This window comes from Nostoc sp., from assembly GCF_036919675.1.
Classification (GTDB): Bacteria; Cyanobacteriota; Cyanobacteriia; order Cyanobacteriales; family Nostocaceae; genus Nostoc.
In genome coordinates, this window is sequence record NZ_JBALCP010000114.1 from 26,787 (window position 1) to 40,511 (window position 13,725).

General features: G+C 43.0%; 14 protein-coding genes. 8 read left to right on the plus strand and 6 right to left on the minus strand.

The genetic code is table 11. The features are described 5' to 3' along the window. Positions 1 to 404 precede the first annotated feature (404 nt). Positions 405 to 1,787 (minus strand): aminopeptidase P family protein, encoded by a 1,383-nt coding sequence (locus V7K49_RS25270; protein WP_335208084.1) that lies wholly within the window; start codon positions 1,785 to 1,787, stop codon positions 405 to 407. A 34-nt stretch (positions 1,788 to 1,821) separates the two neighbouring features. Continuing rightward, positions 1,822 to 2,082, minus strand: a complete 261-nt coding sequence (locus V7K49_RS25275; protein WP_335208085.1) for a hypothetical protein — start codon at positions 2,080 to 2,082, stop codon at positions 1,822 to 1,824. A 491-nt stretch (positions 2,083 to 2,573) separates the two neighbouring features. Here V7K49_RS25275 and V7K49_RS25280 point away from each other — a divergent pair, with 491 nt between their 5' ends. Further along, entirely contained in the window at positions 2,574 to 3,374 is an 801-nt protein-coding gene (locus V7K49_RS25280) for a PhzF family phenazine biosynthesis protein (protein ID WP_335208087.1), read from the plus strand. A gap of 8 nt (positions 3,375 to 3,382) precedes the next feature. Here V7K49_RS25280 and V7K49_RS25285 read toward each other — a convergent pair whose 3' ends face one another. After that, positions 3,383 to 3,847, minus strand: coding sequence for a DUF29 domain-containing protein (locus V7K49_RS25285; protein ID WP_335208088.1), 465 nt, complete (start codon positions 3,845 to 3,847; stop codon positions 3,383 to 3,385). A 19-nt stretch (positions 3,848 to 3,866) separates the two neighbouring features. On the opposite strand from V7K49_RS25285, the gene V7K49_RS25290 reads away from it, so the two are divergent. Both V7K49_RS25290 and V7K49_RS25295 read left to right on the plus strand, forming a co-directional pair. Then, positions 3,867 to 3,989, plus strand: coding sequence for a hypothetical protein (locus V7K49_RS25290; RefSeq protein WP_334871664.1), 123 nt, complete (start codon positions 3,867 to 3,869; stop codon positions 3,987 to 3,989). A gap of 380 nt (positions 3,990 to 4,369) precedes the next feature. Beyond that, complete coding sequence (locus V7K49_RS25295; protein WP_334871663.1) at positions 4,370 to 4,810, plus strand: DUF4332 domain-containing protein; 441 nt, start codon at positions 4,370 to 4,372, stop codon at positions 4,808 to 4,810. 41 nt (positions 4,811 to 4,851) lie between these two features. On the opposite strand, the gene V7K49_RS25300 is transcribed toward V7K49_RS25295, so the two are convergent. After that, entirely contained in the window at positions 4,852 to 5,466 is a 615-nt protein-coding gene (locus V7K49_RS25300) for a TetR/AcrR family transcriptional regulator (protein ID WP_298911079.1), read from the minus strand. 150 nt (positions 5,467 to 5,616) lie between these two features. On the opposite strand from V7K49_RS25300, the gene V7K49_RS25305 reads away from it, so the two are divergent. Then, positions 5,617 to 7,485 (plus strand): M16 family metallopeptidase, encoded by a 1,869-nt coding sequence (locus V7K49_RS25305; protein WP_335208090.1) that lies wholly within the window; start codon positions 5,617 to 5,619, stop codon positions 7,483 to 7,485. Between the two features lie 35 nt (positions 7,486 to 7,520). Further along, entirely contained in the window at positions 7,521 to 9,038 is a 1,518-nt protein-coding gene (locus V7K49_RS25310; protein ID WP_335208092.1) for a M16 family metallopeptidase, read from the plus strand. A gap of 73 nt (positions 9,039 to 9,111) precedes the next feature. Here V7K49_RS25310 and V7K49_RS25315 read toward each other — a convergent pair whose 3' ends face one another. After that, positions 9,112 to 9,333, minus strand: coding sequence for a hypothetical protein (locus V7K49_RS25315; RefSeq protein ID WP_335208094.1), 222 nt, complete (start codon positions 9,331 to 9,333; stop codon positions 9,112 to 9,114). A 490-nt stretch (positions 9,334 to 9,823) separates the two neighbouring features. On the opposite strand from V7K49_RS25315, the gene V7K49_RS25320 reads away from it, so the two are divergent. The 3 genes from V7K49_RS25320 (at position 9,824) to V7K49_RS25330 (ending at position 13,195) form a co-directional block, all read left to right on the plus strand. Continuing rightward, on the plus strand, positions 9,824 to 11,146 hold the full coding sequence (locus V7K49_RS25320) for an FAD-dependent oxidoreductase (RefSeq protein WP_335208096.1): 1,323 nt from the start codon (positions 9,824 to 9,826) through the stop codon (positions 11,144 to 11,146). A 151-nt stretch (positions 11,147 to 11,297) separates the two neighbouring features. Beyond that, the gene (locus tag V7K49_RS25325; RefSeq protein WP_335208098.1) at positions 11,298 to 12,056 is read left to right on the plus strand and encodes a red chlorophyll catabolite reductase; all 759 of its coding nucleotides are present in this window, start codon (positions 11,298 to 11,300) and stop codon (positions 12,054 to 12,056) included. A 491-nt stretch (positions 12,057 to 12,547) separates the two neighbouring features. After that, complete coding sequence (locus V7K49_RS25330; RefSeq protein ID WP_335208176.1) at positions 12,548 to 13,195, plus strand: Uma2 family endonuclease; 648 nt, start codon at positions 12,548 to 12,550, stop codon at positions 13,193 to 13,195. A gap of 236 nt (positions 13,196 to 13,431) precedes the next feature. Here the strand turns inward: V7K49_RS25330 and rpmB are convergent, their stop codons facing one another. After that, positions 13,432 to 13,668 (minus strand): 50S ribosomal protein L28, encoded by a 237-nt coding sequence (rpmB, locus tag V7K49_RS25335; RefSeq protein ID WP_334871659.1) that lies wholly within the window; start codon positions 13,666 to 13,668, stop codon positions 13,432 to 13,434. Positions 13,669 to 13,725: the final 57 nt, after the last annotated feature.

Sequence of the window (13,725 nt, forward strand, 5' to 3'; positions counted from 1 at the left end):
GATGAGTGTTGTCGCTCTTGAATTCGTCAAAACTCCACTGACACCGACCCTACAACCGTAAACGGTGCACCAGCGTTAAGATGTCCCAAGTTACAATAACCGATCTTGTTGGCAGCAGAGGCAACGAAAAGATCGCCTTGCTGCAATAGTTCCTTGAAAAAGAAATTCATTAGATTCTGGGTTTTGCAAGCTGTCGAAGTTTTTTAGAGTTCATAGCAGGTACGTTGAAATATTCTTGTTTGCAAGCCAGAGGGGAATTCAGCCGTGGAGGCTGGAGTCAAAACTGCCATGATACAGCAGAATTCAAGTATTTGAACCACACGGTAGGGGCGCAAGGCCTTGCGCCCCTACCGTGTGGTCTATTTACCTGAAAATAGCTGTAATTATGTTTGCCTACTTATTTTTTAGCAACTCACTAAATCTTCCACATCACTGGCACTATTTGGTAATGCGGCTGTTAAAACTTCGCTACCCACTTCAGTGACTAATACATCATCTTCGATGCGGATTCCGCGGACATCGGCAAATTCAGATAAACGTTGCCAATTGATGGTATTTTGGTATTTTGAGCAAACATTGGCATCATTTAAAATTGCTGGTACTTGATAAAAACCAGGTTCAATTGTGACTAACATTCCTGGACGCAAAGGACGATTTAAACGCAGGTAGCCTAAGCCAAAGCGATCGCTCCTTTCCCGTCCCTCTTCATACCCTGCTAAATCGCCCAAATCTTCCATATCATGGACATCTAAACCCAGTAAATGACCGATTCCATGAGGGAAAAACAGCGCGTGGGCATCCATTTCTACTAAATCTTGGGGATTTCCTTGTAAAATGCCTAACTCTACTAAACCTTCAGCTATCACCGTGGCAGCTAGCAAATGAATATCCCCATACTCTATACCAGGGTGTATTTTGGCAATGCAAGCATCATGGGCTGCTAGTACGACATTATAAATATCTCTCTGGGTCGATGAAAATTTACCGGAAACTGGCCACGTGCGAGTGATATCACCTGCCCAACCCATCTCAGTTTCAGCGCCAACATCGGCAAGCAATAAGTCACCTGGTTGTAAGGGATTGTGATAGTGTTCGTTATGCAAAACTTCACCGTGAACGGTGACAATACTGTTGTATGAGGTGGTCATATTGTGGGCAATAATTACCCCTTCCATCGCTGCCCGAACTTCTGCTTCCAGCTTCGCTTTTGGTGTTGCTGCCATACCAACTTTGTGCGCCTCAACAGTGACAGCCGCCGCTTTTCGCAACTGGGTTAATGCAGTTTCATCATGAGTAAGGCGGATAGAAATGATCGCCTTGGCTAACTCCAAGTCAATTCCTTGGGGAGGACTTTGTGGTAACACCCATCTATTTAATAGCTGCGATTGTTGCGTCCAAGTCGCTGCATCTTGTACAGCAAGTGTGGCGGCATCTTCTACCCAAGACTCTAATTCTGCCATTGGTCGAGCCACATCTGCCCCAATCTGTTGGGCTATTTCCTCGCGGGTTGGCGTTTCTCCATGCCAAAGGGCGCTGCTGGGTGATGGATCGTCGATGAATAGTTCTAGCTTACCCGCTTCTAGACGAATTACCGCCTTTGATAATGGCAGTCCGGCAAAGTAGAGGAAATGACTGCTAGCGCGAAACGGCAGAAGATTTGCTGGAAAGTTGCGCGGATTGTTGCTACCTGACCACAGAATTACTGGAAAATCAATGAGGTTGGCTAGTTGTTGCCGTCGGAGACGTAAAGTATCCACGAGGGAAGTAGAAGTTTGTTGGATAAGCATAAATGGAAACTCAAGGTTATAGTTTTGTCTTTATTTAGTCGTTATCTTCTTTATCGTCATCGTCTTTATCATTCTTGTGATCGCGATGTTTGTCGTCGTCATTTTTGTCCTTCTGGTTAGTTTGGTTAGGCTGTTGGGTAGGTTGTAGGACTGGTTTTTGTTGCTCAGTTGGAGCAGATGAGCGCGGTACCTCAACAACACAACTAACTAATCCTCCAGAAATTAGCGCTAAGTTGACAGCAGCAAAGATGCTTCTGAAGATTTTTATCCTCATGTTTTCGTTTTGCTTGAACATTGACCCCAGTTTTTGGAGATTGTATTCCTAATTTATAAGGTACTGTATATGGGGGTTCTCATTTGGATATAACACGCGCTTTAAGCGCACGGCTGTCATTGGTGTCAACTTAAGGTAGAAAGCAAGTCTAAAACCAACTTTCCTAGATTGTCTCGTTTGTCTCGTTCCCAGTCGGAGACTGGGAATGCCTAAGATGAGGCTCTGCTCTGCCTCAAAACTAGCGACAGCAGCCCAATGACAAGCATTTTCAGCCTCTGGCTGGAAACGAGGTTTTAAAGGGGTTTGCGCCGTAGCAGTGAGCTTAAGAATAATCATAACTAGTACACTGTGGCGGAAGTTTCCCTATCTTTAACAAGGGGATTTTGTCCCTTGTTAAGCCCCAAGTCTTGTTAATTGAGATGGTAACTGGATTTACGCGCCCGTTGTACTATAGGCATTAATGTTTAACGTACTCCTGATAAGATTGCTGTCTAATTTTCAAGGTGACTCTAATGGGACAAATCATTACTCAGGTTGATGCTTTCACCAATATACCTTTCGCAGGTAATCCTGCTGCTGTCTGTGTTTTGCCTACTCCCCAAGACGAACGCTGGATGCAGAAGGTAGCGCAGGAGATGAATTTATCTGAGACGGCTTTTCTAGTTAGACAGGATGATGGCTTCAATCTGCGTTGGTTTACGCCCACGGTGGAAGTGCCGCTTTGTGGTCACGCCACCTTAGCTAGTGCCCATGTACTTTGGTCAGAGGGACATTTGTCACCAAATCAAGCTGCGCGTTTCTACACCAAAAGCGGAGTGCTGATTGCAAAATTGCAAGGTGAGTGGATTGAGTTAGATTTTCCTGTGAATCACTCACAAGAAACGATCGCTCCTCCAGAACTCAGGCAGGCTTTGGGTGTACGATACAAATCTGTCTTGCAGAATTCACTAGCTTATTTAGTGGAATTGGAATCGGAAGACTTGGTACGGCAAATGCAGCCTAATTTTCAACTACTAAAAACGTTGCCTGTTTCTGATGTTATAGTCACCAGCATTGCCTCTTTAGATTTAAATTATGATTTCGTCTCTCGCTTCTTTGCACCAGGAGTAGGTATTAATGAAGACCCCGTTACTGGGGCTGCCCATTGTTGTCTCGCTCCCTTTTGGCGCGATCGCTTGCACAAAGATGAGTTATTGGCTTATCAGGCATCCAGTCGCGGTGGGGTAGTGAAAGTACGCTATACAGGAGGCGATCGCGTCTTTCTCGCCGGACAAGCGGTAACTGTGATGCGAGGTGAGTTAATTACTGCATAAACCTAACATTACAAATCAATCGCATCCGGCAAAAACTCAGCATCGAGAACTAGGGCAATGGGATAAGGACATTTCACTGGAAACGTATCTATTGGTAGTTCAGTTTCATTACTAGCAGCTTTCAATCCCCGATGGTAACATTGGGCTAAAACTTCTTCTGGATAAGACTTGAGGCTGGGACTCTCTTGTAACAAATCTATAATCCGGTTGCGTTGCTCATTAATCGTATTTTGCCAGGAGCCACTCCGCAAACTAGACTGATATTGCCACTTGAGCAAATGCTGTAATAATACTTCCAAGCGGCTTTTCAATTCCCGCCGATCTGAGCGTCCCAAGTTTTCAATCTCCTCAATCACAGCATCCCAGTCTACCTGTTCAAATTGTCCAGCCCGAATGAGTTGTACAGTCTGTTCTGTCCATCCTACAAAGTCTATTTCATACAACTGGGCTACGCTTTTCGGAATCGGGGTCATGAGCTTGCTGCAATCCATTATGAACGAGCTAGATTTGAAATCTTTTACACCCATCTTAACGTTTGGGGCGAGGCGATCGCGTCTTTCTCGCCGCACAAACCGTAACTGTTATGGAGGTGAGTTAATTACCGCTTCATTTTAATAAACTAACATGGTGAAATGTTATTGTTAGTCGATACAATTGCATTGTCAGTCGATACAATCGCATTGTCAGTCGATACAATCGCATTGTCAATCGCTACAATCGCATTGTCAATCGCTACAATCGCATTGTTAGTCGGTACAATCGCATTGTCAGTCAATACAATCACATTGCAATCTACTGCAATGTGATGTGTATTAATGAAACATTCCCGCAGGATAGCAGCAAAACAATGCCAAAATTGAAAAGCTCAGATCCCCGACTTCTTAGAGAAGTTGGGGATCTTGTTTCTGCGCGTTTGATTTAGGATTGCTATATATGTGATTAAGTTTTTTTTCATTTGTCACAATATTAAAAGAAGCCTATATTTAGTTTTAAAAATGTCTGCTAAAAATCCAAATAGTCGAAATCTGATCACATCTGGTGACTGGCCAATCGAGCAATTACCTGGACTGAGCCACGAAGAACAATCTCAACTGCAAAATTGCGGGATTACTAGCACAGTAGCGCTAGTCAAACAAGGCAAGACTCTAGAGGCACGGCTGGCGTTAGCAAATAAACTACAGATTCATCTTCAGTATGTAAATAAATGGATGGCTTTAGCTGACTTGGCGCGTATTCCCAGTGTAGGCGTCCAATATTGTGGTTTATTGCTCCATGCAGGTATTGGTTCTGTAGCACAGTTGGCTCAGACTCCGACTCATAGATTGCACCAACAAATTATGCGTTTGCAAGTAGCAACAATGCAACGACGAGATTTGTGTCCAGCGATTGAGCTAGTACAACAGTGGAGTCAGCAAGCGAAAGCAATCATTAGTTAGGAATAAGGAGTGAAGATTCATAATTCATAATTTATGAATCTTCACTCTTTGGCTAAGACTCCATTAAGGAAGATATCAGCGAGTCCTTCTGCCATTTCCTGCATTTGTTGGGGGGAAGCATCAGGTTCTATGAGGGTGTTGTTAGAAAAACCTGCGATCGCAAACATTCCCAAGAAAACTTTAGCCACCAGCTTGGCATCCATTTGGCGATAAATGCCTTTATCCATCGCTGTTTGAAAGAACGCTTCACCCACATCCGTCATTTTAGTAATCACTTCTAATTGGATGCGATCGCGCAAATCAGGGTGAAACTGCACCTCCATAAAACAAACGCGCATCAAATCGGCATTTTTTTGGAAATTCCACATCCGGCGACGCATCACTTGAGCTACGGCTTTATAGCTGCCCATTTCACTCAATTCTGTCAGCAAATCTGTAAGAATCTCTACCCAGCCACTCGTAGCTACTTCCACCAAAATTGCCTTTTTATTGGGAAAATGACGAAATAGAGTGCCTTCAGCAACACCTGCCGCCTGTGCTAAATCGCGGGTGGTAGTGCCGTCAAATCCCTGAGCGGCGAACAATCGTTGTGCTGCCTGTAAAATCCGGGTACGCGTCTGAGCCTCTGAGGGTGGAGAAGAATTAAAAACTCGCATAACAGTTATGGTGAGATTTGCGGAACACGATTTGTAGCATTATTGTCTAACATCAAGTTAAAAAGCCACTGAAAACTTAATACAAGATTAACGTCCTTTTGCTAAGTATCCTGTTACTTAGGTAGTGTAACTTTATCTTAATTTTCGCTTATGAACCAGATCAGTCGATCAATTTTGAGATTTTGCGGAAAGTCTGAGCGCTGGTTTCCGGCGATTAGACGCCACTTGCTTCTCCTAAGGGAGACGCTGCGCGAACAAGCCGGGAAACCCGTCCAACGCAGTGGCTCAACTTTCCAAGACAGATTGGGGACTTTCCTGCAGAACGCTACGCGAACGACTTCTCTACCAGACGCGCAAGGGACGCTCAGTCCTTCTCTACGAGAGGCTGCGCCAACGACTTCGCTCAGGAACCATCGAACGATTTTGGATTGGTTAGATAAAGTATTTGTCAGATTTCGGCGGTTGTTTGTCACTTTGTTGGCTTTGATCGTCCTTTGGTGGGGATTAGTGCCAGAAATTGCTCTGGCTCAAACTCAAACGGTACTTCCTCAAGCAGCCAAAACTCAAACCCCACCGATTCAAAGTTCGATCCAACCTTATCTGGATCGAGTGATTAAGCAGTTAACGGAGTTTCGCCTCGACAATGGTTTAAAATTCATTGTCTTGGAACGACATCAAGCGCCCGTAATTTCCTTTCTTACCTATGCCAATGTCGGTGGTGTGGATGAGTCAGATGGTAAAACTGGCGTAGCTCACTTTCTTGAGCATTTGGCGTTCAAAGGCACAACGCGCATTGGCACACAAAACTACAAAGCAGAAAAACCGCTACTAGAGCGCTTGCAGCAGTTAGATACTCAAATTAAAACAGCGAAAGCCGAGGGCAAAAAAGATGAAGTTGCTCGGTTAGAAACTGAGTTTAAACAAGTAGAATCACAAGCAGGTAAGCTAGTCAAGCAAAACGAACTGGGGCAAATTGTGGAACAAGCAGGAGGCGTGGGTTTAAATGCCAATACTTCTACTGAAGCCACCCGTTATTTTTACAGTTTTCCTGCCAATAAGCTAGAACTTTGGATGTCGCTGGAATCGGAACGATTTCTCGATCCTGTAATTCGTCGTGAGTTTTATAAAGAGAAAGATGTAATTTTAGAAGAACGCCGGATGCGGGTGGAGAATTCACCCATTGGACTGATGGTGGAAAAGTTTATTGATACTGCTTACAAAGTCCATCCTTACAAGCGTCCAGTGATTGGTTATGACGAAGATATCCGCAATCTGACACCTGAAGATGTCCAGAATTTTTTTGATACTCACTATGTACCAAGTAATTTAGCGATCGCTATTGTCGGAGATGTTAAGCCGGCTGAGGTGAAAAAACTGGCGCAAACTTATTTTGGCCGCTATCAAGCAAAAACCAAAGCTGTTGAACAAATCCCGACGGAACCGCCACAACAACAAACACGAGAAGTTACTTTACAGCTACCTTCTCAACCCTGGTATTTAGAAGGTTATCATCGTCCGGCAATTACCCATCCAGATAATGCAGTCTATGAAATCATTGGCAGTTTATTAAGTGATGGGCGCACGTCGCGGCTGTATAAGTCTTTGGTAGAAAAGCAGCGTTTGGCGCTAAATGCCCAAGGTTACAGTGGATTTCCTGGAGATAAGTACCCAAACTTGATATTTTTCTATGCTCTCACAGCTCCTGGTCATACAGTTGATGAGTTGGCGGTGGCTTTGCGTCAAGAAATTGACAAATTAAAAACTGAGCCTGTAGAAGCGGCTGATTTGGAACGGGTGAAAACCCAAGCACGGGCGGGTTTGTTACGTACCCTCGACTCAAATATGGGGATGGCTCAACAATTGTTGGAATATGAGGTGAAAACTGGCTCTTGGCGGAATTTGTTTAAGCAGTTGGATGACATTGCAGCCGTAAAGACGGCTGATATTCAACGGGTGGCGAAAGAGACGTTTACGGCTGAAAATCGCTCGATTGGTAAGTTGTTGTCGAAAGAAGGATGAAAAACGAACTGCAAAAGGCGCAAAGGTAGAGAGATATGCAGAGGTACAAGGTGAAGGGTAAAAAGCGGATGGTGTTCAAGATTCAAAATGGCAAGGGGTTTATTTATGCTTTGGTTGCAGTTTTTGCGTGTTTACTTTTAACTTGTAATTTTTCTCTGGCGGCGACGGCACAAGCAAAGCATTATAGTGAGTTGCAGTTGCCACCGCTACCTGAGATTAAGTTACCCAAGTATGAGCGGTTTGTTCTCCAAAACGGCTTGGTTGTCTATTTAATGGAGGATCACGAGTTACCGTTGGTGAATGGGACGGCGTTTGTGCGGACAGGGAATCGCTTGGAACCACTGGAAAAAATCGGTTTAGCTGGTTTTACAGGCGCAGTAATGCGAACTGGGGGAACTAAGAAGCATTCGGCTGATGAACTCAACGAGATATTGGAACAACGGGCGGCATCTGTAGAAGTTGGTATTGCTGAAGCTTCTGGTAGTGCTAGCTTTGACGCACTCAGTGAAGATTTAGAAACGGTGTTTGGGCTGTTTGCTGAGGTACTGCGATCGCCACTATTTGCTCAAGAAAAGCTAGACTTAGCTAAGACACAAGCTAAGGGTGGCATTGCCCGTCGCAATGACGATCCAGATGAGATTGCTAGTCGAGAATTTAAGAAATTGATCTATGGGAAAGATAGTCCCTATGCTCGCACGATAGAGTATGCAACGGTAGATCAGGTTTCCCGTGAGGATTTGCTCAAGTTCTATCAGCAATATTTCCACCCCAATAATATGATTTTAGGGATTGTGGGGGATTTTGAGGCTAAGAAAATGCGATCGCTCGTTCAAGCAAAGTTTGGGGACTGGAACCGCAACCCAGGTATTGCTAAACCCAAATTACCAAAAGTTTTGCCAGCTAATACAGGTGGAGTCTTTTTTGTCAATCAGCCACAACTAACACAAAGTAGTGTGCTTATCGGGCATTTAGGCGGACGGTTCGACAATCCCGATTATGCGGCGCTGGATGTATTAAATGGGGTGTTAAATGGGTTTGGTGGACGCTTATTTAATGAAGTGCGATCGCGTCAAGGTTTAGCTTATTCTGTCTATGGCCAGTGGAGTCCCCGCTACGACTATCCTGGCATGTTTATTGCTGGTGGACAAACGCGATCGGATGCTACTGTGCAGTTTGTCAAAGCCTTACAAGCTGAAATCAAGCGCATCCAAACTCAAAGAGTAACAGCAAAAGAACTGGCTTTTGCCAAAGAGTCTACACTCAACTCTTTTGTATTCAACTTTCAAGACCCCAGCCAAACCTTATCACGGTTGATGCGATACGAATATTACGGCTATCCTGCTGATTTTCTCTTTCGCTATCAAAAGGCCGTCGCCGCCACCACCGCCGCTGATGTGCAACGGGTAGCACGAGAATACCTCAAGCCAGAAAGGATTGTGACTCTAGTCGTGGGGAATCAAACCGCCATTCAACCGCCATTGACGCAGCTAGCAGCACAGGTGACACCAATAGATGTAACGATTCCTGGTTCGCAACCACAGGCGAAGAATTAATCACAAATTGCGAGCAAGAAATTCAGCCTGCTTTTAGATGGCGAACGCGGATGATGAATTTGATCGTGTTTCGTTACTTAAGCATCCTTACTAGTACGCCACGGCGTAAATAGAGCAACCATTTAAAATCCCTAAAAAGCCCATTCCATAATACTTTTGACTTTTGACTTTTGACTTTTGACTTCCGCCTTGCGGTACTAGATCTACCACGTCCTTTGTGTTGTGAAACTGCAACAGCTTTGATATCAACAAGCTGATCTAAAGGCAACTGACAATTTATGACTTTAGCTGCCATGAGTGCATCTTTTTCACAGGCAAATTGTTGTTGGCACAACTGCCTTAGTTGTAATTGAGCTTTGGTCAGTTGCTTTTCTAAACGTCAAGTAGACCGAAAAGTTTTCCAGAAGTCTGAAGAGTCTTTCATTTCCCCTTGGGAATACAAATCCGCTAAAATCAGCTTGTAATCTGCCGCTCATTTACCTTTGTTGTGGGTGAAATTCAGAGCGGTGCCTTCTCTACGAGACGCTTTGCGTAGCTTGCTTCCCCGTAGGGATACGGCGGCAAGCTACGCAAGTGGTGATGATTTCCCATCCCAAAAACGACGGCTGAAACCCTCATGATTTCGTCAACTTCCATTCATTTTTCAGTCTACTGAGATTGCATATTTCCGAAGCTTTGCCACTATATCTCTCTCAAGACCAATGAAAAATGTATTAATTTATATAAAAATCTCTAGTGAATATTAAGTATCATGATTATTTAACTAATGCGGAAGTCATAGAATTATGGTCAAGAAAGTAGTTATTGTAGGTGCTGGACCTTGCGGACTTCTGCTTGCTCACTACTTGTTAAGTCGTGGTGAAAAATACGAAATCGACATTTATGAACGTCGCAGCGACCCTAGAATTGTTTCATTCTCTACATCCAGAACCTATCCTATCTCTCTGAACGAAAGAGGAATGAGAGCTTTAAGAAAAATTAAGGGTTTAGAGGAAGCGGTCAAATCCAGAAGTTTGGAGGTGACAGGAACAATTTTTCACCAAAAAAACGGTAAGACACGGTTGAGGCCAAGAAATAAATATCTCTTTACGCTTGACCGCACTAGCTTGGCAATTGTGCTACTAGAAAATTTTAACCAAAAGTCCAACAACAGTAAACTCAACCTGAACTTCAACTGTCAATGTAGTTCTGTGGATTTTGTGGCAAAGACAATAACATTGAAAAATGTTGTCGAAGCTTCTCAGGTTGGAGGAAAACATGAGTTCACTGTTGACTATGACGTGTTAATAGGTGCAGATGGAGCAAATTCTCAGATAAGAGAGAATTTTGTTGATACGAAAAACTTTGAGTGCGAGCAGAAATATGTCCCTAATGACTATAAATCGATTTTCCTCCCTCGTCCCAATGAAAATTCAGGTATCAACCTGGAACAGGGCAAAATTCATTCTTGGATACTAAACGATAGTACGCTGATAGTACTACTACATCAACAAGATGGAAGCATGAGTGGAGTAGTTTTATTTCTCCATAAAAAAAATCAGATAGTTAATCTTTCCAACACAGAAGAAGTTCTGACATTTTTTCAAAAGAATTTCCCAGAAATTTATCAGATGATGCCTAAGGAAGAAGCTGAAGCTTTCCTTACTAGACCTGTATCGAGAATTTTAACAATTCGTTGTAACCGTTATCACCAAGGTGATAGTGTGCTACTCATCGGAGATGCAGCACATGCCGTATCTTCCTCTATTGGTCAAGGTTGCAATGCGGCACTTGAAGATGTTATCTTGTTTGACAACCTTTTAGACGAGTATTCTGACAATATTGGAGAGGTTGTTGAACAATTTACTGTTCGCCGTAAGCAAGATGCTCACGCCTTAGTTGAGCTTGGGGATAACGCATTTCCCTCGACTATGGGATTGTTTATTGAGTTTTTCTTAAGGGAAAGTATTACCAATACTTTACACAAACTGTTTCCCCATCGCTTCTCACCTTCACTATCTGAGCTAATATTTGAAACCATAGTTCCCTATTCAGAAATTTTGAACTCATACAAAAGTTGGATATCCAAAGTGAAAAAATCAAACGCCAAATTGTCAACTAACTTGTAGCAATTGGTGAGTTGACATTATATGCCAATAAAAAAATAAATTTATCCTCACAAAATTGGTACTTATTATCCTAGATTGCTTTGTGCTTAGAATTAAGAAGCAATCATGAAAGTTTTTATTGTTCATACTCAATGTCTCAGCAAAAAAAACAATGATTTACCAAGAAATCAACTCAGATAATACATCTGTATTTGAGCAGTTATGGACTATTACAAACCAATTGCGACAAAAGCTAGAGAATCGTTTTCAGCTAAATCCAGCAGATTTTACAAATGATTTAAATAGCTACAGCAGCATTGATGGTAATTTTCAGGGTTCACTCAAGGCTTTTTCTGGTACGGAAATTGATTGGCTAGTGCATGTGGTGTCGCATAACGAAAAGGCAAATTTTAGTGTCATCCGTCTGACTGTTTGGTTAGGGTCCCACATACGTGTTCCCCATCTAACGTTTGAGTTTGGTACGCTTCCAGATATTTTCTTTTATTTAGATTACATTCCTCGAACTGATTTATTGACAGACCTGGACTATCTGGAACGCTACTATGAGCCTGTTAATCAGTTATTCCTGAATTTGCAGGAGGAACCAAGTCTTTCAATGTACACCAGCAAGAGCGTGTATATGCGTCAATTTATGTCGCCTATCGGGTTATGCTATACAAGTCCAGCCACAAATGATACAGTCAAACTGCTTCGGACATTTGCAAACCAAATGCTCGAACGCTGGATAAACTGGGTAGACGAAGCGGAGCCTGTGCCAGAAGATATACGGACTGCTTTGGCAGAACGTGACTTGTTTTTGCGCCGTAGCAGTGCTGAACGAGACCCAGGGAATAAATTAGCAGAGCAGATGTTTGGTAAAGAATTGACTGATCAAGTAGTGCAGGCATTATGGGGAGGAGATAGGAATTAATCGCTGGCGTATTGTAATATTTGTTACTAAAAGCCGGACATGACCAAAGAGGCAGGGGGGGCACAGAGCAGGGAACAAGGGAGAAAGATTCTGGAATTCCACTGCCAACTGTCTTTTCAAGCCCCTAAATTTATTTATGCGTTGGCGTTGTCCACCGGATAACATACCCCCACCTTTGAGTACTTGACATAATTTCCTTCACTATCGGGAAATGACTGAGGACAAGTTGGAGTAACAAGTAGAAACTAAATCAGGAACCAAAACCTCTGGGAACTCCAGAGGTTTTTCTTTAAACTACGCTTTTCTATGTAGGAGCGATCGCCCCTGTATACACTTCTATGAGGGGTTTTTTAAGCAGCTGATGTCCGACGACAAGCTGCTGTGTGTACAAGCATCAGACAATTTTAGTGATGAAGCAGCAAAAATTGTCGTAGCACATTAGTCAACTGGAGTAAGCTAAATTTAGGTTTTAGCTACTGGGAGTGGAGATGATGTTGTTGGAATTAAAGCGCATCCATGTTCCACCAGGACAAAGAGTGCTACTGCGAGATGTAACCTGGCAGGAATTGGAAACAATTCTAGAAGATTTAGGGGAACATCGTGCTGCACGAATTGCTTATGACAGGGGAATACTGGAGATTATGGCACCACTGCCAGAACATGAAGACGATAAAGAAATTATTAGTGATTTAGTCAAAGCGCTTTTGGAAGAATTAGATATTGAGTTTAGATGCCTTGGTTCTACCACTTTCAAAAACCAAGCAATGGCTCAAGGTATAGAACCTGACCAGTGTTTTTATATAAAGAATGAATCTAAGATTCGCGGGAAGAAGCGACTAGATTTAACAGTAGACCCCCCTCCAGATTTAGCTCTAGAAATTGATATTACTTCTCGCACTCATCCTAATATTTATGAAGCTTTAAAAGTACCTGAGCTTTGGCGTTTTAATAAAGGAAATTTACAAATTAATGTTCTACGAGATGGGCATTATATAGAGTCTCCGCAAAGCCTAAATTTTCCTCTATTCCGACTAATTGAAACGATTCCCCAATATCTGGAGCAAAGTAGAACAGCAGGTAGAAATGCAACACTCAAAGCTTTTCGTCTTTGGGTACAAAAGCAGATACAACAGAAATAATTAGTAATTCGTAATGACACTCGTTCCGACGCTCCTACGTCATTAATGCTGCGCTATTGCTACCGCTTCTCAACCAGACGCGCAAGGGACGCTAACGTAATTCGTAATTAAGAATTAATTTTGGGTACTGAACCACCTAATTTCAGTCCTATTTTGGTAGGGAAACAGGATGAGCAGCGTCTTTGGCCGCTTATCCTGTCTCCGGTACATAGTCTCAGGTTATAAATCCACGTTACTTAGTAATGATTCAGGTTAATACCAGCTTCTTTTGCCATTGCTTCTAACCCTTTAATATCTAGGGTTTTGATTGCTTTGGTAGACAGCTTTAATTTTACCCAGCGATTTCCGCCTGCCCACCAAACACGCTTGCTTTGCAGATTGGCGTGCTGAAGGCGTTTAGTACGGCGGTGGGAGTGAGAAACAGCAAAGCCGTTATTTGCCTTCTTACCAGTTAGTTCACAGCGACGGGACATAGCAAGTATCTCCAGATTATTATTTTAATACAGCCTTCCCATTTTAGTTCTTAGGCA

What these genes read in the sequence shown, in the direction of transcription:
- V7K49_RS25270 (WP_335208084.1), bottom strand. Translation starts at nt 1,787, where the DNA reads ATGCTTATCCAACAAACTTCTACTTCCCTCGTGGATACTTTACGTCTC.
- V7K49_RS25275 (WP_335208085.1), bottom strand. Translation starts at nt 2,082, where the DNA reads ATGTTCAAGCAAAACGAAAACATGAGGATAAAAATCTTCAGAAGCATC.
- V7K49_RS25280 (WP_335208087.1), top strand. Translation starts at nt 2,574, where the DNA reads ATGGGACAAATCATTACTCAGGTTGATGCTTTCACCAATATACCTTTC.
- V7K49_RS25285 (WP_335208088.1), bottom strand. Translation starts at nt 3,847, where the DNA reads ATGACCCCGATTCCGAAAAGCGTAGCCCAGTTGTATGAAATAGACTTT.
- V7K49_RS25290 (WP_334871664.1), top strand. Translation starts at nt 3,867, where the DNA reads ATGAACGAGCTAGATTTGAAATCTTTTACACCCATCTTAACGTTTGGG.
- V7K49_RS25295 (WP_334871663.1), top strand. Translation starts at nt 4,370, where the DNA reads ATGTCTGCTAAAAATCCAAATAGTCGAAATCTGATCACATCTGGTGAC.
- V7K49_RS25300 (WP_298911079.1), bottom strand. Translation starts at nt 5,466, where the DNA reads ATGCGAGTTTTTAATTCTTCTCCACCCTCAGAGGCTCAGACGCGTACC.
- V7K49_RS25305 (WP_335208090.1), top strand. Translation starts at nt 5,617, where the DNA reads ATGAACCAGATCAGTCGATCAATTTTGAGATTTTGCGGAAAGTCTGAG.
- V7K49_RS25310 (WP_335208092.1), top strand. Translation starts at nt 7,521, where the DNA reads ATGCAGAGGTACAAGGTGAAGGGTAAAAAGCGGATGGTGTTCAAGATT.
- V7K49_RS25315 (WP_335208094.1), bottom strand. Translation starts at nt 9,333, where the DNA reads ATGGCAGCTAAAGTCATAAATTGTCAGTTGCCTTTAGATCAGCTTGTT.
- V7K49_RS25320 (WP_335208096.1), top strand. Translation starts at nt 9,824, where the DNA reads ATGGTCAAGAAAGTAGTTATTGTAGGTGCTGGACCTTGCGGACTTCTG.
- V7K49_RS25325 (WP_335208098.1), top strand. Translation starts at nt 11,298, where the DNA reads ATGATTTACCAAGAAATCAACTCAGATAATACATCTGTATTTGAGCAG.
- V7K49_RS25330 (WP_335208176.1), top strand. Translation starts at nt 12,548, where the DNA reads ATGTTGTTGGAATTAAAGCGCATCCATGTTCCACCAGGACAAAGAGTG.
- rpmB (WP_334871659.1), bottom strand. Translation starts at nt 13,668, where the DNA reads ATGTCCCGTCGCTGTGAACTAACTGGTAAGAAGGCAAATAACGGCTTT.